This window comes from Plantibacter sp. Leaf314, assembly GCF_001423185.1.
Lineage (GTDB): Bacteria > Actinomycetota > Actinomycetes > Actinomycetales > Microbacteriaceae > Plantibacter.
Map to the genome: position 1 here is coordinate 1603460 of NZ_LMOB01000001.1, position 17769 is coordinate 1621228.

A 17769-nucleotide genomic window follows, 5' to 3' on the forward strand; every position below is an offset into this window, starting at 1 on the left:
CGTCCGAAGGGGGTCACCCCTTGCGCGGCGGGATGCGAGGGGTGCCTGGGATCAGTGCTGGTTGGCGAGGCGCTCGTGGTGGTGGATGACCTCGGCGACGACGAAGTTGAACCACTTCTCGGCGAAGGCCGGATCGAGGTGCGACTCCTCGGCGAGCGCCCGCAGCCGGGTGATCTGGCGTTGCTCCCGCGCCGGGTCGCTCGCGGGCATGTCGTGTTCGGCCTTCAGCCGGCCGACCTCCTGCGTGCACTTGAAGCGCTCGGCGAGGAGGTGGACGAGGGCCGCGTCGATGTTGTCGATGCTGCTCCGGAGTCGGCCGAGCCGTTCGGTGGCCGCTGGATCCGTCGCAGCTGCGCCGGCGGTGGGTTCGGGGTGCTGGTCGGCCTGGCTCATGCCGAAACTCTAGCAACGCGCCGGGCCCGCGCAGCAGGCGACCAGGCGATACGCAGCCGGTTCACCGCAACGCCGGGACGAGGCGGCCGGACTCGAGGTGCAACCGCGCGTCGGCGTCCGTGACCGCGAGCGGATCATGGGTCACCTCGACGACCGTCGCGCCCCGCTCCGCCTCCGCACGGAGGACCGCTCGGATCGCCCGCCCTGCGGCCAGGTCGAGGCCGACGGTCGGTTCGTCGAGCAGGAGGACGTCGGCTTCGCGGGCGAGCGCCTGCGCGACGAGGACCCGTTGACGCTGGCCGCCCGAGAGCTCCCCGAAGGAACGCGGCGCGAGGGGGAGGACGTCGAGGCGGTCGAGACTCGTGTCCACGAGGCGGCGATCACGGGCGTCGAGCCGCGCCCAGCGGTGACGGAGCGCCGGCCACCGCCCCATCGACGCGACGTCGCGCGCGGTCACCGGGAAGTGTTCCGGCACGGCGCTCCGTTGCGGGACGTAGGCGAGGGACCGCCCGGCCAGGCCGTCGACCTCGCCGGTGATCGGTTGATGGAGCCCGGCGAGGACCGCGAGCAGTGTCGACTTCCCGGCTCCGTTCGCACCGGTGACCACGGTGATCGCGCCCGAGCGGAGCTCGGCGGAGATCCTGTGGAGGACCCGCTGGCCGTCGTACTCGGCCGTCACCTGGCGGAGTCGGATGGTCACGACCCTCGGGCGGCCGGGCGCTGCCGGAACAGGACGGTTCGACGGGGTTCGCATGGCTTCACCCTATCAATACTGAGAATCATTTTCATGTAGAGTGCTCGACCATGACCTGGATCACCGAGCCGTTCACCGCGGCCTTCCTTCTCCGCGCCCTCGTCGGCGGCGTGCTGGTGGCGGGGATCTGTGGGGTCGTCGGCACCTGGGTCGTGCTCCGAGGGCTCGCCTTCCTCGGCGAGGCGATGGCCCACGGCATGCTCCCCGGCGTCGCCACCGCAGCGCTGCTCGGCCTCCCGCCGGTCGCCGGGGCAGCCGTGAGCGCCGTGGTCATGAGCGCCGGTATCAGCCTCGTCTCCCGACGCGGCAGGCTCTCCCACGACACCTCCATCGGACTGCTCTTCGTCGGCATGCTGGCACTCGGGGTCATCATCGTCTCGTCGAGCCGATCGTTCGCGACCGACCTCACGGCGATCCTCTTCGGCGACATCCTCGCGATCCGGGACGCCGACCTGCTCGGCCTCGCCGTCGCCCTCCTCGTCACGGTGCTCGTCGCGATCGCGTTCCACCGACCGTTCGTCGCCCTCGCGTTCGACCGCCGGGTCGCCGCGACGATGGGCCTCCGTCCGCGTCTCGCCCACGCAGCGCTCGTCGGCCTGGTGACCCTCGCCGTCGTCGCCTCCTACAGCGCCGTCGGCACACTGCTCGTCGTCGCGCTCCTCCTCGGCCCCGCGGTCGCCGCCGCCCACTGGGCACGATCCATCCCGCTCACCATGCTGCTCGCGACCGTCTTCGGCGCGCTGGCCGTCCTCCTCGGCCTGCTCGTCTCCTGGCACGGCGACACCGCCGCCGGGGCCTCGATCGCCGCCTGCTCGATCCTGCTCGCAGCCGCCTCGTGGGCCGTGCGGTCGCTCGTCGCACGCATCCGGCGGCCGGGCAGCCCCCACCTCGAACCATCGACCGATCCGACCCACCTGGAAAGCGCACCGTGCACCGACTCCCCCGACCGATCATCCGAACCGGCACTCCCCGGACCGACCGCCGCGGCCCCGGCCCCGCGCGGACCGCGCTCGCTCTCGGAGCGCTCGCGCTGACCCTCACCGCCTGTGCCCCGCCCGGCGGGGCGTCGCCGACCCCCACCGCCACCGGCGAGGCGCGTGGCCACGGCTACGTCGAGGGTGCGAGCGAACTCCCCGAGCCGCAACTGCACCTCGCGACGGCCGACCAGGCCGGCACCGTGGAACTGACCGACCTCCTCAGCGAGGAGCGCACGACGATCGCCGAGCTCGGCCCGCTCGCAGCGCTCACGGGCGACGGGCGGTTCGTGGCCGCGCACTCCGAGCCCGCGGGGACCGTCACGATCATCGACACCGGTGTGTGGACGGTCGACCACGAGGACCACCAGCACTACTACCGGGCCGAGCCGCGCGTGGTCGGCGAGGTCGAGGGTGACGGACCTGCGGACGTCATCGCCGGCTCGACGACGACCGCCGTGCGGTTCGCGGGCTCGGGCGAGACCGTCCTCCTCGACACCGCCGCGCTCGGCACGGGCGACATCGCCGAGTCCGGGCGGATCGAGAGCTCCCCCGGCGCCCCCGGGCTGGCCGTCCCGATCGGCGAGACCGTCATCGCCACCGACGGCAGCGGGAGGCTGCGCGTCCACGGCACTGACGGTGAACTCCTCGACCCCGCGTCGACATCCGTGGCCGCGGCCGACGTCGTGCTCGCCGGCTGCACCGAACCGGCCGGCAGCATCGCGACCAACGTCGGCGTCGTCATCGGCTGCGCCGAGGGCGCGCTCCTCGCCGTCGTCGACCGCAGTTCGAGTGACCCCGACCCGGTCCCCGCCTTCGAGGCGATCCCGTACCCGCAGGCCGTCTCCGCCGACGAGCGCGCGACGTCCTTCCATGCACGTCCCGGTCGCCCGACCGTCGCCGCCGTCGCCGGCACCTCCGGCGCCTGGCTCCTCGACACCCGCGAACGCCGTTGGGCACTGCTGCCGACCCCCACACCCCTACGACTGGTCACCGCCGTGGACGACCGCGACCAGCACGTCGTCGGCCTGACGACGACCGGCGACCTCCTCATCGTCGACGGTGCCACCGGTGCCGTGTCCGGGTCTGCGACCGCGCTGGCGGGCGCGCCCGACCTCGCCGCCGGGGTCCAGCTGGAGGTCGACCAGAACCGCGCCTACCTCAACCTCCCGAGCTCCCGCACCGTGGTCGAGATCGACTACGGCGATGCCGCGCGGATCGCCCGCACGTTCACCTTCGACACGCCACCGGCGTTCTTCGCCGAGACGGGACGCTGACCATGCGTGTGACCATCCCCCGCCAGACCACCGTCCTCCGCACCGCAGCCGTGCTCGTGTCGGGCCTCGTGCTCGGCGCCGGTCTCACGAGCTGTGCGGCGAGCGCCGACGACCGCCCGCTGGTGGTGGCGACGACCAACATCCTCGGTGACGTCGTCGGCGAACTCCTCGGCGAGCAGGCCGAGGTCATGACCCTCATGCCGCCGGACGCCGATCCGCACTCCTTCGAGATCTCGGCCAAGGAGGCGGCTCGGATCACCGGTGCGCAACTGATCGTCTCGAACGGGCTGGGGCTCGAGGAGGGGCTCACCCAGCACCTCGAGACCGCGGCCGACGAGGGGGTGCCGCTCGTCGAGGCGGGGTCACTCGTCGACGTCCTCGAGACGGCGTCCGGCGCGGCCGATCCGCACTTCTGGACCGACCCGGTGCAGATGGTCGCGGTCGTCGAAGGGGTCACCGAGGCCGTGATCGACGAGGTGCCCGGTGTCGACGCCGCCGAGGTGCGGTCGAACGCCGAGGCGTACACCGCGGAGCTCGAAGCGCTCGACGCGGAGATGGCCGAGGCCTTCGCCGCCATCCCGGTCGAGCAGCGGAAGCTCGTCACCAACCACCACGTGTTCGGTTACTTGGCCGCGCGGTACGACTTCGCGGTCGTCGGAGCCGTCATCCCGAGTGGCACGACGCTCGCGGCACCGAGCGCGTCCGACCTCGACGAGCTCGCCACCGCGATCGAGACGGCGGGGGTCCACACGATCTTCGCGGACTCCTCGCAACCCGACCGGCTCGTCCAGGTGCTCGCCGACGAGGCGGACGTCGACGTCGCCGTCGTCCCGCTCTTCACCGAGTCGTTGACCGCCGGATCGGGCGAAGCCCCCACCTACCTCACCATGATGCGCGCGAACACCGAGCGCATCGCCACCGGACTCTCGCCGTGAGCGGGCGTCCACGAACCCAGAAGGAAACCATGCAGCAGCACCACCGCAGTCCCCTGGCCTCGCGCACGAAGCGCGGCCGGGCCACGTTCCTCGCCGTCGGCACCGCCGCGGCCCTCCTCCTCACCAGTTGCTCGACCGCGAGCGGTTCCGCACCGGACCCGAGCGTCTCCGCGTCCGACGGCCCGCAGAGCCGGATCGCCCTCACCTACGACGGTGGCCTCCTCGTCGTCGACGCCGCCACCCTCGACGTCGTGGGCGACCTGCCGCTCGCCGGCTTCAACCGGGTGAACGCCGCCGGCGACGGCCGCCACGTGCTCGTCACGACGACGAAGGGCTTCCAGGTCCTCGACACCGGGACGTGGACGGACGAGGACGGCACCTCGAAGCAGGCCGAGCCGGTCCTGACGGACCTCGTGTTCCCCGCCGACACCGCCGGCCACGTCGTGCGTCACGCCGGGAAGACCATCCTCTTCGCCGACGGCTCCGGTGACACGACGATCTTCGACAGCGCGGACCTCCTCGACGCCACCGACGAGCTGCCCGAGACCGAGACCGTCCCCTCGGAGGCCGCGCACCACGGCGTCGCCATCGAGCTCGAGGACGGCACCCTGCTGTCGACGATCGGTACCCCGGACGCCCGCACCGGTGTCCGGGTGCTCGACGAGTCGCGCACCGAGATCGCCCGCAACGAGCAGTGCCCCTCGGTCCACGGCGAAGGCACCGTCAAGGACGAGACCGTCGTCTTCGGGTGCAGCGACGGCGTCCTCGTCTACGACGACGGCGTCTTCACGAAGATCCAGGCTCCGGACACCTACGGCCGGACCGGGAACCAGTACGTCAGCGAGACCTCGTCCATCGCGGTCGGCGACTACAACAGCGACCCCGACGCCGAGGGCTACGACCTCCGTCAGCTCGCGTTCACCGACACGGTCGCCAAGACGACGAAGATCGTCGACCTGCCCGAGGGCGTCGGCTACACCTGGCGCGACGTGGCCCGTGGGCCGAACGACGACGTCGTCGTCCTCGGCAACGACGGATCGCTGCACGTCCTCGACGAGCAGACCGGCGAGGTCACCGACACCATCGCCGTCATCGACGCGTGGGAGCCGCCGGCCGAGTGGCAGGACGCCCACCCGGCACTGGTCGTCCACGACGGTGTCGCCTACGTGACCGACCCGGCGACGAAGACGCTCCACGCCGTCGACCTCGCCTCGGGTGACATCACGACGGGTGAACTGCCCGGTGTCCCGAACGAGATCGCGGTCGTCACCGGCTGAGGCCCGCAAGCCGAGAGCGCCCGTTCCGTCATGTGCTGGGATCCAGCCGACGGGACGGGCGCTCTGCGTTGGAACACCGGGGATGGTCAGACGCGTTCCGGGGTCCCGAGCACCCGGGTGACGACCGGTCGGGTCGCGTGGAGCGCCGCCCAGACGAGGCCGATGCCGCCGACGAAGCATCCGACGATCACGAGGACCGACAGCGGGGCGAGGATGATGCTGATGCCCGCCATCGGCAGCACGAGGAGGACACCGAGTCCGGCCGAGCCGAGGGCGACGACCCGCAGCGGCAGCATGACGGCGCGGGTCCGAGCCCGCTCCATGACCTGCCGCGGCACTCCGAGGCGGTCGAGGCTGACGTACAGGTCTCGTCGGTCGAGCACCGCGGAGGCCTGGTTCACCCCGATGGAGCAGGCGACCATGAGGAACGACGCGACGAGCGTGATGACGACGCCGGTGCGGATGTCGTCGATGAGGATGGCGCTCTCGCGATCGAGGTCGGCACCTCCGGCGGCGTCCATGAGGGCGACGCCCGTGCCGGCGACGACGGCGACGAAGCTCGTCATCGCGACGCCGCTCACCTGCCGCCAGGCGGCCTTCGGCGACTCGAGGATGCTCCGGGCCGCGAGCAGCCGCTCCGGGGACGAGGCGCGCTTCGCCGATCCCCGCCCGATCATCCCGACGACCCAGGGGCCGATCAACCCGAGCACGCCGACGCCGGCGCCGAACCCCACGCCCAGGACGGCGACGATGGCGGCGACCTCCTGCAACCCGGTCACGACGGAGAGCAGGGCGTAGGCGACGAGGACCACGGCGGCACCGATGACGACGCGCACCCAGTGCACGGTCGGCGCCTGCTGCTTCGTCCGGACCCCGAGCGGGCTCACGTTCACGGCACGCAGACCGATGGCCGCGCTGGCCGCCGCGAGGAGCGTGACACCGAGGACGACGGCCGCTGCGACCGGGACACCGACCCAGACGCCCTCGACGCCGATCGGCGAACCGCCGAACGGGATGAGGCCGACGAGCGGCAGCATGCCGAGGTACAGCACGATGCCGGCGAAGGAGCCGAGCAGGGCGACCGCGGCCGATTCGAGCACGGTCATCGCGGAGACGGTGCCGGGCGTCGCGCCGAGCAGCCGGAGGGTGGCGAGTCGGTCGTCGCGACGGCGCGCGGACAGGCGCGCGGCCGCTCCGCCGAGGGAGCCGAGCGGGACGAGCAGCAGCGCCAGGGCCAGCACGCTGAGCACCTGGTAGAGCAGGGCCGTCTCGCCGGTCCACCGCCAGAACATCATCGCGCCGCCGAGCACGGTGAGCACGAGCGCCGTGGTGACCGCGAACGCGACCGCCGGGAGCACGATCGTCGCCGGGCTCTGGGCTCCCGGCCGGGCGAGCATCCAGGTGAGGCGGACGACGGGGCTCCGACCCGAGCCGGCGGGGACCGGTGTCCGCGGCGGAGCGGTGTCGACGACGGCGCTCATGAGCGCGCGCCGTTCGGGACGACGCCGGTCTGCGGCTGCGGCTGCGGCGGGTACGGCTGGCCCTGCGGCTGCGGCGGGTACGGCTGGCCCTGCTGCGCCATCGGGTACGGCGGCTGCGGCGCGGGCGGCGCACTCAGCGGCCCCGCGTCCTGGCGTTGTCCGACGATGCGACCGTCGGCGAGACGGATCGTGCGCGAGCAGCGGGCAGCCACCGTCTCGTCATGCGTCACCAGGACGAGCGTCCGGCCCTGACCGGTGGTGGCGTGCAGGAGCGCACCCATCACGTCGGCCGAGGTGCGGGAGTCGAGCGCGCCCGTCGGCTCGTCGGCGAACACGATGGGAGCGCCCGTCACCTGGGCACGCGCGATCGCGACGCGCTGCGCCTGCCCGCCGCTCAATTCGCCGATCCGGCGGCCTTCGAGACCGGCGAGGCCGAGGGCGGCGAGCCAGGCCGCCGCGCTCGACTCGGCCGCGGCGCGCGGGGTGCCGCCCAGCATGAGGGCGATGGCGACGTTCTCGACGGCCGTCAGCTCGGGGATGAGCAGGCCCTGCTGGAAGACGAACCCGAACGACTCGCGCCGCAACTGCGAGCGTCGCTTCTCGTCGAGCTGGTCGACGCGGACGACACCCGTCGGGGTGCTGAAGGCGATCGAACCGGTGTCCGGGGTGACGATCCCGGCGAGCGCGTGCATGAGGGTGGTCTTGCCGGAGCCGGAGGCGCCCATGATGGCGACCGACTCGCCCGGGAGGATGTCCAGGTCGACGCCGGCGAGGGCGAAGGTGGCCCCGTACTGTTTCGTGAGTCCGCGGGCGGAGAGGATCGAAGTGTTCATGATCCCATCGTGCGCGGGAGGCCCGGTGCGGCGCGTCGGCCGGGCGATGCACGCTGCCCGGTGCCGGTCATCCGCGAGGTGGACCCGGGGTCGGCCGCGAGGTCAGACGCCGCGGCGGCGGTACTGCGCGAAGAGGGCCGCGTCGGCCGCCCAACCGGCGCCGAGGAAGCGGAGACCCGAGCCTGTGTCGGTGGCGTCACCCGAGGACGCTGGTGACGGCGTCGCCGAGAGGTCGACACCCGCAGCACCGGCGGCGACGTGCGCCGAGGCGCGGACGCGCTCGGCGACCTCCACGGGTGCAGGATCCTCCTCGACCACACCCTGCACCGGGACCGGCAGCGGGACCGCCCGCAGTGGAGCGGTGACCCGGGTGTGGACGGCGTGCGACTGGGTGATGGAGGACATGCTCCCATCGTGCCGAGCGGCCATCCCCGACACATCCCGCAGTCGGGTGATCCTCGTCGGCGCGGACTCATCCTCCGGTACCACACGAGTGTCGGAGCGCGCGCCCCGCCCCGGCGGAGCGGGGCGGGATCAGACCGACTGCACCGGCACAGGCCGACCGACGAAGCGGATCCCGACGCGCTCCCCCGCCTCGAGCCGTTCGGTCGCGCCGTGCTGCACCGCGACGAGCGTCCCGTCGGGCAGCTCGACGGTCGTGCGACGCACCGGGCCGAGGAAGCTCGAGGTGAGCACCACCGCGTCGGACGAGCGAGCGGGCTGCTCACCCTCGTCCGTGAACACGACGTCCTCCGGCCGGACGAGCGCGACGACGTCCCCGCTGCCCGTCGGTTCGCCGAGGACCGGGAGCACCTGACCGAGCACCAGCACGCCACCGTCGACGAGCGTCCCGGGGATGCGGTTGCTCAGCCCGATGAACTCGGCCACGAACGGCGAGGACGGTCGGGAGTACAACTCCTCCGGTGTGCCGATCTGCTCGATGACCCCGGCCCGCATGACGGCCACCCGGTCGGCGACGGCGAGCGCCTCCTCCTGGTCGTGCGTCACGAACAGCGTCGTGATCTGCAGCTCCGACTGGATGCGACGGATCTCGTCGCGCAACTGGACGCGCACCTTCGCGTCGAGGGCGCTGAGCGGCTCGTCGAGGAGCAGGACGCGCGGCCTCGTCACGAGCGCCCGTGCGAGGGCGACGCGCTGCTGCTGCCCACCCGACAGCTGGTGGGCGTAGCGGCCACCGAGGTGCGCGAGGCCGACGAGCTCCAGGCTCTCGGCCGCTCGGGCCTGCCGCTCCGCGGTCGGCACCCGGCGCATGCGCAGGCCGAACTCCACGTTCTCCAACACGGTCAGGTGCGGGAAGAGCGAGTACGACTGGAACACCATCCCGAGGTCGCGCTTGTTCGTGGGCACCGACACGACGTCGACCCCGTCGATCAGCACGCTGCCCGAAGTGATGTCCTCGAGCCCCGCGAGGCTGCGCAGCGCGGTCGTCTTGCCGCAGCCGGAGGGGCCGAGGAGGGCGACGAACTCGCCCGGCGCGAGGTCGAGACTCACGCCGTCGAGGGCACGGGCACCCGAACCGTAGTCCTTCACGACGCGGTCGAACCGCACCGCGGCACCCGTCGGGCGGGCGGCTCCCGGTGCGGCAGTGGATGCCGACTGCTCGATCGAGGTCATGGTGTCTCCCTGATGCGGCGGATCGATCCGACGCGGCCGATGATGAACAGCAGGACGAAGGCGAACGCGAGCGCGAGCAGCGCGAAGGCCACCGCCACGAACGGGTCGCTCTTCGACACCTGCACGAGCGAGGTCTGCAGGGTGTTGCGCCCGAGGAGCGAGGCGATCGTGTACTCGCCGAGGACGACGGCCACCGAGATGACCGCGGCGGTGAGCACGCCTCGCCGCAGGTTCGGGAGGAGCACGCGGAACAGGACGGTCCCCCATCCGGCGCCGAGCGTGCGGGCGGCCTCGGCGAGGGTGCCGACGTCGACCGACTGCAGGTTCGCGGCGATCGCCCGGTAGGCGTACGGCAGCACCGTGATCCCGTACGCGAACGCGAGCGTCCACGGGGCGCTGCCGAGGAGCTTGGCCACCACCGAGTACACCGGCGCGAGTCCGACGACGAGCACGATCGCCGGCACGGTGATCGGGATGATGCAGACGAACTCCAGCACCCGCTGCAGCTTCGGGAACCGGAGCTTCACGAGGATCATCGTCGGCAGGAGCAGGACGACGACGATGAGCACCGTGACCGCCGCGAGGATGACGGAGTTGCCGATGCCCTGGAACAGCACGCGGTACTTCCGCGCGTTCTCCGGGTCGACGATCGCCGCCCAGTGGCCGAGGTCGTGGCCGCCGTCGATCCCGGCGCGGAACGTGAACTCGAGCATCGACAGGATCGGCACGGCGAACACGAGCGCGACGACGACGAGGATGATCCGGCTCGTGAGCTTCGACGGCGTGGCCGAGTCGCGGACGGCGCTCATCGCTGCCACCGTTCCGTCCGGGCCTGGAGTGCGGAGTACGCCGTCATCATGACGACCATCACCACGATCATCCCGATCGCGAGCGAGCCGGCGAGGTTCTCCCGCCCGAGGACGGTCTCGCTGATGAGGGCTCCGCGGATCTGCAGCGGCACGATCTGGGCGCCCTGACTGATGAGCGCGGCGGCGGTCGCGTAGCTCGAGAACGCGTTCGCGAAGAGGAGCAGAAGCGATCCGAGGAAGGAGGGGGCGAGGATCGGCATCGCGATGCGGGTCCAGTACGTGAAGCGCGTGCCGCCGAGCGTGGCGTTCGCCTCCGACCAGGTGCGCTTCAAGCCCTCCATCGCCGGCATGAAGGTGATGACCATGAGCGGCACCTGGAAGTACAGGTAGGGCAGCAGGAGACCGGGCACCTGGTAGAGCCAGACGCCGTCCGCGAAGAGGTCGATCCCGAGCCGGTCCTTGAGGAACACGGTGACGAGCCCCTGGATCCCGATCGTCGCGATGAAGGCGAAGGCGAGCATGACGCCGCCGAACTGTGCGAGGACGCTCGAGGCCGCGTCGACGAAGGTGCGGATGAGCCCATCGGGTCGCACCGCGAGCAGGGCGTAGCAGACGAGGGCTCCGATGACGGCCCCGGCGACCGCGGTGACGGCCGAGACCCAGAACGAGCTCGCGAAGGCGCCGAGCACCGCCGGCTCACCGAGGGCGGCGAGGTTGTCGAGGGTGAACGCGCCGTCACCGTCGAAGAAGCCGGTGGCGAGGGCGGTGACCGTGGGGATCGCCAGGAAGAGCAGGGTGTACAGCGCGAAGGGCGTCAGCCCGAGGAGTGCCCAGCGCGGACGGCGACGGGGGCGCGCCGCGGCGGGTTCGGCCGAGGCGTCCGAGGTGGTGGTCGGCGGGAGCGAGACGGCGGGGTCGGCTTCCGCCGACCCCGCCCCACTCCGCCGCGTGGCGGAGGCACTCATCAGGAGATCGCTGCCGCCCACTTCTCGGCGAGCAGCGAGGTGGCCTGCTCGGTCTGCTCCGGCGTGAACTGCACGAGGTCGGCGGGCATCTCACCCACGGCGTCGAGGGCCTTCTGGTCGACGGTGTCCGCCTCGACCATCGCGGCGAGGGTCGACGGGTACGCGCCGGCGGCGAGGTACAGGTTCTGCGCCTCGGGGCTGAAGATGAACTCCTGCCAGAGACGGGCCGCCGCGGGGTGCGGAGCGTCGACGTTGACGGCCTGGTTGTAGTAGCTGCCGACCGCCGAACCGGGGAGGACGGTGGTCTTCCAGTTGCGCTGACCCTCGTTCTCGGTCGCCGCGGCCAGGTTGTTGTAGCTCCAGTCGATGACGACCGGGGTCTCACCGGACGCGATCGTCGCGGGCGTCGGGTCGAGCGGCAGGAAGTTGCCGGCCTGGTTGAGCTTCTGGAAGAAGTCGACACCGGGCTGGATGTCGTCGGCTGACCCACCGGACTGCAGCGCCGCGAGGTAGACGCCGGCTGCGGCGGCACCCGCCTGGGTCGGGTCGCCGTTCAGCGCGACCTTGCCGGCGAAGTCGGAGCCGAGGAGGTCGTCGAGCGACTTCGGGGCCGGGACGGCGTCCGCGTCGTACCCGATGGAGACGAGGCCGGTGTAGTCGTACACCCAGAGGCCCGTCTTCTCCTTCGAGCCCTCGGGGATGTCGTCCCAGTTGGCGACCTGGTAGGGCGCGAACTGGTCGAGGTTGTCGAGGGCGACGGCGGATCCGAGGTCGAAGACGTCGGGAGCGGTGTCCTGGCCCTGCTGGTTCTTGGCGGCCGTGATCTCCTCGGCGCTCGACACGTCCGGGTCGGCCGAGTTCACCGTGATGTCGTACTTGTCCTCGAACGCGCTGATGATCTTGCCGTAGTTCGCCCAGGTGTCGGGGAGCGCGATGACGTTGAGCTCACCCTCCGCCTTGGCGGCCTCGACGAGCGCGTCCATGCCACCGAAGTCCTCGGCGGAGGTCGCCTTCGTGGCGTCGACGTCGGAGGCGGCTCCGGTGTCCGCTCCGGCGGAGCATGCGGTGAGCGTCGTCGCGGCGAGCGCGACGATGGCGAGGGCGGTCATACGCCTGGTGTTCACGGTTCCTCCAGTGACGTCGGCGGCCGCCCGTGCTGTCGGGCCGTCGGATACCGCGTCCGTCGTCTGGAGGACAAGCTAGGGTCGCCACGTAGCGCGATCGGGACCGCGCGGTGTCTCGCGGGTGAACAGTGCCCTTCGACAGGCTCAGGGACCGGGGGTGGACTCAGGGACCGCCCTTCGACAGGCTCAGGGACCGGGGCGGAGCGCGACGGGGCCGGGGCTGCGCGCGAGGCGCTCCTCGAGACCGGCGCGCACCTCCGGCCACTCCTCCGCGATCACCGAGAACAGCGCGGTCGTCCGCCAGGTGCCGTCCGCCCGCTGCTTGTCGCGTCGGATGAGGCCCTCGAACGTGGCCCCGAGCCGCAGGATCGCGGTGCGCGACCGCTCGTTGCGCTCGTCGGCCTGGATCTTCACCCGGCCGAAGCCCGCGTCGAAGGCGAGGCCGAGGAGCAGCAGCTTCGTCTCGGCGTTCACGGCCGTGCCCCAGACGCGCGGGTCGTACGCCGTCCAACCGAGGTGGGCGGCCTCCCCCGGCTCGTCGAAGTCGCCGAGCGTCGAGGTGCCGACGAGGAGCCCGTCGTGCTCGCCGCCCACGAGCCGGATGACGTAGGTGTTGCGCACGCCGGTCGTGAAGTATCGGTCGGCGAAGACGTCGAACTCGGCCTGCGTCGTCGGCAAACCGTCCGGTCCGCCGCCGTACCCGCCGGCGAACACCTCGGGGTGCGCGATCGCCACGAACAGCTCGGGATAGTGCGAGCGGTCGAGCGGTTCGAGTCGGATGGTCCGGCCGTCGATCGGTCGGGGTTCGGGGCGTCGTGCGGTCACCGTTCCACCGTATCCGCTGGCGAGCGTCGCGCGAGGACCGGTCTCGCGATCAGGCGAGGATGAGGCAGGTGGGCGACCCGGCGTCGAGGGTCCCGAGCAGCGTCGTCGGGACGCCCGTGCGTTCGTCCAGTCGGAAGCTCGCGACGCTGTTCGACAGCTGGTTCGCGACGTGCAGGAAGCGGCCCGACTCCCGGTGGTGGCGCGGCATCGTCCCGCCGCACTCGACGTCGGCCACGGCCTCGACCCGCGAGCCGTCGCCCGTCACGCGCAGGGTGGCGAGGCGATCGCTCCCCCGGACCCCGACGTGCAGCTGCTCGCGCGATGCGGCGAGGCTGATCTCGGCACCCGTGTCGCCCTCCGACACCCCCTCCGCGGGCGCGACCGTGGCCGCGAGGAGGTGCCAGTGGCCGTCCGTCCCGTCCACCCCGAGGGTGAAGACCTCGACCGAGTACTCGGTGATGACGTGGAGGTGACCGCTCGGGTGGACGACGAGGTGCCGCGGACCCGTGCCGCGCGGGAACACGACGGTGTGGTCGAGGACCAGTCGACTCCCCCGCAGCTGCCAGATCCGGACCGTGTCGTGGCCGAGGTCGGTGGTCGCGATCCGGCCGTCGGGCAGGAGGGCGGAAGCGTGCGCGCGGGACGGCCGGGACGGCAGCGCCTCGCCGACGGCGGCCTCCAACGCGAGGAGCGTCAGGGCGTCCTCACCGGCGTCCGCGGCTTCGGCGGCGAGTGCGGTGGGCGAGGCCCAGGGGTCGACGGACGACTCTCCGAGCCGCGGGTCCCCTCCGAACGCCGCGTTCTCGGCGAGGGGCACGGACACCACCCGACCGTCGCCGTAACAGCTCGCGACGAGCAGGTCGGCGCCCGGGACGGTCGCGACGTGACAGACGCCGTCGCCCGCCTCGAGGGGCTTGCCGAACGGCGAGAGGCCGAATTCGCCGGAGCGCTTGAACGCCTCCACCGCGCCGGTCGACTCGCTGGCCGCGTAAACGATCGGGAGCGTCGGGTGCAGCGTCAGGAACGACGGCGACTGCGCCTCCGAGGACTGCACCTGCCGGAGGGTCCCCGCCTCGTCCTGCCGCAGCAGGCTGATCCCGGCACCGGTGCCGTCGGCCTCAGCGGTGTAGGAACCGAGGAGGAGGTAGGGGGTGTCGTCGCTCATCCCCACAGTCTCCCACCTGCACCGACGCCCACCGGTGTCGGATCAGCTGGAGCGGCGGGCTCGGACCCCGGCCGCGTACTCCTTCGGACTCATGCCGATCGCTTCCCTGACGATCCGGATGAGCGTCGCACGCGTGATGCCGAGGGCGTTCGCGAGGGTGACGAGCGAGAGGTCGGGGTCGTCGTCGAGGGTCGCCAGGGCACGCCGGACCCGTGGGTCGAGCGTGCCGGTGTCACGCGGGGGACGTACCGCCGGCCGTGCCCGGACCTCGCCGGTCGAGAGTTCCTCGACCGGCGGGAGCCCTGGCAGGGACGGCTGACCGGATTCGTTCACCACGGCAGATGCGACGCTCGTCCTCGGCTCAGTCGACGAGGTCGTGACGCACGACGATCGCGTCGCGGCCGGGGCCGACGCCGATCGCGGAGATGCGCGAACCACTCATCGACTCGAGCGCCAGCACGTAGTCCTGCGCGTTCTTCGGCAGGTCCTCGAAGCGGCGGACACCGGTGATGTCCTCCTGCCAGCCGGGGAACTCCTCGTAGATCGGGACCGCGTGGTGGAAGTCGCTCTGCGAGACCGGTACCTCTTCGACCCGCACACCGTCGACCTCGTAGGCGACGCAGACCGGGATGGTGGCGAGGTCGTCGAGGATGTCGAGCTTCGTCAGGACGAAGTCGGTGACCCCGTTGATGCGTGCCGCGTACCGGGCGATCGGGGCGTCGTACCAGCCGACGCGACGCGGGCGTCCCGTCGTCGTGCCGAACTCGAAGCCCTTCGAGCGCAGGTAGTCGCCGGACTCGTCGAACAGCTCGGTCGGGAACGGACCGGCACCGACGCGCGTGGTGTACGCCTTCACGATGCCGATGACGCGGTCGAGGCGGTTCGGTGCGACACCGGAACCGGTGGCCGCGCCGCCCGAGGTGGCGTTGGACGAGGTGACGAAGGGGTAGGTGCCGTGGTCGACGTCGAGCATCGTGGCCTGGCCGCCCTCGAAGAGGACGATCTTGCCCTCGTCGAGCGCCTCGTTCAGCACGAGCGCGGTGTCGGCGACCATGGGGCGCAGGCGCTCGGCGTACGCGAGCAGGTCGGCGACGATCTCGTCGACCGTGATCGCCCGGCGGTTGAAGACCTTCACGAGGAGGTGGTTCTTCTGGTCGAGCGCGCCCTCGACCTTCTGGCGCAGGATGTTCTCGTCGAAGAGGTCCTGGATCCGGATGCCGACCCGGTTGATCTTGTCGGCGTAGGCCGGGCCGATGCCGCGGCCGGTGGTGCCGATCTGACGCTTGCCGAGGAAGCGCTCCGTCACCTTGTCGATGGTGCGGTGGTACTGGGTGATGACGTGCGCATTGGCGCTCACCAGGAGGCGCGAGACGTCGATCCCCCGGGCCTGGAGGGCCTCGAGCTCGTGGAACAGCACCTCGATGTCGATGACGACACCGTTGGAGATGACGGGCACGACGCCGTTCGTCAGGATGCCGGACGGCAGGAGGTGCAGGGCGTACTTCTCGTCGCCGATGACGACCGTGTGCCCCGCGTTGTTGCCGCCGTTGAACTTCACGACGTAGTCGATGCGGTCACCGAGCAGGTCGGTGGCCTTCCCCTTGCCTTCGTCGCCCCACTGGGCGCCGACGATCACGATTGCTGGCATCTGGATGCCGCCCCTTCCGGATTCTCGTGTGCCCGGCGGACCCCCGGAGGAACCCAGCCCTGACAGGCCGGACGCCCACCCTCTGCGGGCGGGCGTCTCGTGCACGCACTCCTTCATCGTACCGGAGCCGGGTCTCGGGCATCGAGTTCCGGCCGGCGCTCGATACCATGATGGGATGCTCAGGCCCCGGCCGGCCGTTTCGCACGCCGATCGCCCTCGACGACCGACCTCCCGACCGACCGAACGGAATCCATGACCTCCCTGCCGCGCCTCGTCGCCTTCGATCTCGACGACACCCTCGCCCCGTCGAAGTCCGCGCTCGACCCTCGCATGGCCGAGCTGTTCGTCGCCCTCCTCGAGCGCACCTCCGTGTGCATCATCTCCGGTGGCCAGATCGTGCAGTTCCAGAACCAGGTGCTCGACCGCATCGGCGCCGCCTCGCCGGAGGCCCTCGGTCGCCTCCACCTCATGCCCACCTGCGGCACCCGTTACGACCGCTTCGACGGCACCGCGTGGACGACGGTCTACCGCCACGATCTGAGCGACGACCAGAAGGCCCGCGCGATGGGCGCCCTCGAGACCGAGGCGAAGCGACTCGGCCTCTGGGCCGAGGAGACCTGGGGCCCGATCCTCGAGGACCGCGGTTCGCAGATCACCTTCTCCGCACTCGGCCAGGCCGCACCGGTCGCCGAGAAGACGGCCTGGGACCCGGACGGCGCCAAGAAGGAGTCGCTGCGTTCCGCGGTGCAGGCGCTGCTGCCCGACCTGGAGGTGCGCTCCGGCGGATCCACCTCGGTCGACATCACGATGGCGGGGGTCGACAAGGCCTTCGGCATGACGCGGCTCGCTGAGCACACCGGCATCCCGCTCGGGGAGATGGTGTTCGTGGGAGACCGCCTCGACGAGGGCGGCAACGACTACCCCGTGCTCGCCCTCGGGGTGCCGTCGGTCGCCGTCCACGGATGGCAGGACACCGCGGCGTACCTGGAGTCGCTCGGCCTGTAGGGCGTCGGTCCCCGAGCCGCGCCCCGGTCCCCGAGCCGCGCCCCGGTCCCCGAGCCGCGCTCCGGTCCCTGAGCCTGTCGAAGGGCTAGTCGGAACCGAGGATGACGATCGCCGAGGTGGGCGGAGCCGCTGCGGCGACGAGGTACTCGATCTCCTCGGACGCCGTCGGGTCGGCCTCGCGCAGGAAGGTGTCGAGTCGCTCGACCTCTTCCGTCTCGCCGATCGCCTTCGCGGAACGGCGCAGGGCGTAGAGCGACCGCAGCACGCCGCGGTTCGGGGCGTGCGACCACGGGATCGGTCCCTGGCCGCGCCAGCCGGCGCCGCGCAAGGAGTCGAGGCCCCGGTGGTATCCGACGCGCGCTGCCGCGTAGCCGGGGATCGGGGACTGCGGGTCGTGGACCGCGTCTGCGAGCAGGGCCCAGCCGAGCGATGAGCGCGGGTGGGCTGCGAGGAGCTCGGCCAGCGCTTCGATCGAACCGACGGCCGCGTGGAACTCGGCGTCGGTGGCGCTGTCGTCCGGCAGCAGTGTCGGAGGGGTTGCCATCAGATTCTCACCGGTCATCGTTCAACCATAGCTCCGTTGCCGGAGCCCGGCGTGGGAGGAAGCTGGCAGCCGTCGCTGAGAGCTCGCCGCATGCATCCCCGGCTATATTGCACACCGCTGTGCAA

At 71.7% G+C, this 17769-nt stretch carries 19 protein-coding genes; 5 read left to right on the forward strand and 14 right to left on the reverse strand.

Annotation, left to right across the window (positions count from 1 at the left end):
• Positions 1-51 precede the first annotated feature (51 nt).
• Both ASF68_RS07490 and aztA read right to left on the reverse strand, forming a co-directional pair.
• Complete coding sequence (locus tag ASF68_RS07490) at positions 52-393, reverse strand: chorismate mutase (protein ID WP_056008853.1); 342 nt, start codon at positions 391-393, stop codon at positions 52-54.
• 61 nt (positions 394-454) lie between these two features.
• A complete protein-coding gene (gene aztA / locus ASF68_RS07495) occupies positions 455-1093 on the reverse strand; it encodes a zinc ABC transporter ATP-binding protein AztA (RefSeq protein WP_162239346.1) in 639 nt (212 codons plus the stop codon).
• A 104-nt stretch (positions 1094-1197) separates the two neighbouring features.
• Between aztA and aztB the strand changes: the two genes are divergently transcribed.
• The 4 genes from aztB to aztD are packed head-to-tail and all read left to right on the forward strand — an operon-like array spanning position 1198 to position 5610.
• A complete protein-coding gene (aztB, locus tag ASF68_RS07500) occupies positions 1198-2181 on the forward strand; it encodes a zinc ABC transporter permease AztB (RefSeq protein ID WP_082498523.1) in 984 nt (327 codons plus the stop codon).
• Positions 2076-3398: a hypothetical protein gene (locus tag ASF68_RS07505; protein WP_056008858.1), complete on the forward strand. Its 1323-nt coding sequence runs from the start codon at positions 2076-2078 to the stop codon at positions 3396-3398. Before aztB ends, ASF68_RS07505 begins: the two co-directional genes overlap by 106 nt.
• 2 nt (positions 3399-3400) lie before the next feature.
• Positions 3401-4333, forward strand: a complete 933-nt coding sequence (gene aztC / locus ASF68_RS07510) for a zinc ABC transporter substrate-binding protein AztC (RefSeq protein ID WP_056008861.1) — start codon at positions 3401-3403, stop codon at positions 4331-4333.
• Between the two features lie 29 nt (positions 4334-4362).
• On the forward strand, positions 4363-5610 hold the full coding sequence (gene aztD, locus ASF68_RS07515) for a zinc metallochaperone AztD (protein ID WP_056008864.1): 1248 nt from the start codon (positions 4363-4365) through the stop codon (positions 5608-5610).
• A gap of 86 nt (positions 5611-5696) precedes the next feature.
• Here the strand turns inward: aztD and ASF68_RS07520 are convergent, their stop codons facing one another.
• The 11 genes from ASF68_RS07520 to ASF68_RS07570 all read right to left on the reverse strand — a co-directional run bounded on the left by ASF68_RS07520 (position 5697) and on the right by ASF68_RS07570 (position 16095).
• A complete protein-coding gene (locus ASF68_RS07520; RefSeq protein ID WP_235526769.1) occupies positions 5697-7091 on the reverse strand; it encodes an FtsX-like permease family protein in 1395 nt (464 codons plus the stop codon).
• A complete protein-coding gene (locus tag ASF68_RS07525) occupies positions 7088-7924 on the reverse strand; it encodes an ABC transporter ATP-binding protein (RefSeq protein WP_082498524.1) in 837 nt (278 codons plus the stop codon). Before ASF68_RS07525 ends, ASF68_RS07520 begins: the two co-directional genes overlap by 4 nt.
• 102 nt (positions 7925-8026) lie before the next feature.
• Positions 8027-8329, reverse strand: a complete 303-nt coding sequence (locus ASF68_RS07530) for a hypothetical protein (protein ID WP_056008867.1) — start codon at positions 8327-8329, stop codon at positions 8027-8029.
• 129 nt (positions 8330-8458) lie between these two features.
• Positions 8459-9559, reverse strand: a complete 1101-nt coding sequence (locus tag ASF68_RS07535; RefSeq protein WP_056008870.1) for an ABC transporter ATP-binding protein — start codon at positions 9557-9559, stop codon at positions 8459-8461.
• Complete coding sequence (locus tag ASF68_RS07540; RefSeq protein WP_056011547.1) at positions 9556-10368, reverse strand: ABC transporter permease; 813 nt, start codon at positions 10366-10368, stop codon at positions 9556-9558. Before ASF68_RS07540 ends, ASF68_RS07535 begins: the two co-directional genes overlap by 4 nt.
• Complete coding sequence (locus ASF68_RS07545; protein ID WP_157579840.1) at positions 10365-11333, reverse strand: ABC transporter permease subunit; 969 nt, start codon at positions 11331-11333, stop codon at positions 10365-10367. Before ASF68_RS07545 ends, ASF68_RS07540 begins: the two co-directional genes overlap by 4 nt.
• The gene (locus tag ASF68_RS07550; RefSeq protein ID WP_056008873.1) at positions 11333-12442 is read right to left on the reverse strand and encodes an ABC transporter substrate-binding protein; all 1110 of its coding nucleotides are present in this window, start codon (positions 12440-12442) and stop codon (positions 11333-11335) included. The genes ASF68_RS07545 and ASF68_RS07550 overlap by 1 nt, the downstream gene beginning before the upstream one ends.
• A gap of 201 nt (positions 12443-12643) precedes the next feature.
• Positions 12644-13282, reverse strand: coding sequence for a GNAT family N-acetyltransferase (locus ASF68_RS07555; RefSeq protein ID WP_056008876.1), 639 nt, complete (start codon positions 13280-13282; stop codon positions 12644-12646).
• 49 nt (positions 13283-13331) lie between these two features.
• The gene (locus tag ASF68_RS07560; RefSeq protein ID WP_056008878.1) at positions 13332-14447 is read right to left on the reverse strand and encodes a beta-propeller fold lactonase family protein; all 1116 of its coding nucleotides are present in this window, start codon (positions 14445-14447) and stop codon (positions 13332-13334) included.
• A gap of 42 nt (positions 14448-14489) precedes the next feature.
• Positions 14490-14783 (reverse strand): winged helix-turn-helix transcriptional regulator, encoded by a 294-nt coding sequence (locus ASF68_RS07565; RefSeq protein WP_056008881.1) that lies wholly within the window; start codon positions 14781-14783, stop codon positions 14490-14492.
• Between the two features lie 25 nt (positions 14784-14808).
• On the reverse strand, positions 14809-16095 hold the full coding sequence (locus ASF68_RS07570; RefSeq protein ID WP_056008884.1) for an adenylosuccinate synthase: 1287 nt from the start codon (positions 16093-16095) through the stop codon (positions 14809-14811).
• A 252-nt stretch (positions 16096-16347) separates the two neighbouring features.
• On the opposite strand from ASF68_RS07570, the gene ASF68_RS07575 reads away from it, so the two are divergent.
• Entirely contained in the window at positions 16348-17100 is a 753-nt protein-coding gene (locus ASF68_RS07575) for an HAD-IIB family hydrolase (RefSeq protein WP_056008887.1), read from the forward strand.
• An 85-nt stretch (positions 17101-17185) separates the two neighbouring features.
• Here ASF68_RS07575 and ASF68_RS07580 read toward each other — a convergent pair whose 3' ends face one another.
• Positions 17186-17662, reverse strand: coding sequence for a DUF3151 domain-containing protein (locus ASF68_RS07580; RefSeq protein ID WP_056008893.1), 477 nt, complete (start codon positions 17660-17662; stop codon positions 17186-17188).
• Between the last annotated feature and the right edge of the window lie 107 nt (positions 17663-17769).

Bases quoted from the DNA above. Each gene is read 5' to 3' on its own strand.
- ASF68_RS07545 (WP_157579840.1), bottom strand. From the start codon at position 11,333: ATGAGTGCCTCCGCCACGCGGCGGAGTGGGGCGGGGTCGGCGGAAGCC.
- ASF68_RS07520 (WP_235526769.1), bottom strand. From the start codon at position 7,091: ATGAGCGCCGTCGTCGACACCGCTCCGCCGCGGACACCGGTCCCCGCC.
- ASF68_RS07560 (WP_056008878.1), bottom strand. From the start codon at position 14,447: ATGAGCGACGACACCCCCTACCTCCTCCTCGGTTCCTACACCGCTGAG.
- ASF68_RS07580 (WP_056008893.1), bottom strand. From the start codon at position 17,662: ATGACCGGTGAGAATCTGATGGCAACCCCTCCGACACTGCTGCCGGAC.
- ASF68_RS07535 (WP_056008870.1), bottom strand. From the start codon at position 9,559: ATGACCTCGATCGAGCAGTCGGCATCCACTGCCGCACCGGGAGCCGCC.
- ASF68_RS07540 (WP_056011547.1), bottom strand. From the start codon at position 10,368: ATGAGCGCCGTCCGCGACTCGGCCACGCCGTCGAAGCTCACGAGCCGG.
- aztD (WP_056008864.1), top strand. From the start codon at position 4,363: ATGCAGCAGCACCACCGCAGTCCCCTGGCCTCGCGCACGAAGCGCGGC.
- ASF68_RS07570 (WP_056008884.1), bottom strand. From the start codon at position 16,095: ATGCCAGCAATCGTGATCGTCGGCGCCCAGTGGGGCGACGAAGGCAAG.
- ASF68_RS07525 (WP_082498524.1), bottom strand. From the start codon at position 7,924: ATGAACACTTCGATCCTCTCCGCCCGCGGACTCACGAAACAGTACGGG.
- ASF68_RS07550 (WP_056008873.1), bottom strand. From the start codon at position 12,442: ATGACCGCCCTCGCCATCGTCGCGCTCGCCGCGACGACGCTCACCGCA.
- aztC (WP_056008861.1), top strand. From the start codon at position 3,401: ATGCGTGTGACCATCCCCCGCCAGACCACCGTCCTCCGCACCGCAGCC.
- ASF68_RS07575 (WP_056008887.1), top strand. From the start codon at position 16,348: ATGACCTCCCTGCCGCGCCTCGTCGCCTTCGATCTCGACGACACCCTC.
- aztB (WP_082498523.1), top strand. From the start codon at position 1,198: ATGACCTGGATCACCGAGCCGTTCACCGCGGCCTTCCTTCTCCGCGCC.
- ASF68_RS07530 (WP_056008867.1), bottom strand. From the start codon at position 8,329: ATGTCCTCCATCACCCAGTCGCACGCCGTCCACACCCGGGTCACCGCT.
- ASF68_RS07490 (WP_056008853.1), bottom strand. From the start codon at position 393: ATGAGCCAGGCCGACCAGCACCCCGAACCCACCGCCGGCGCAGCTGCG.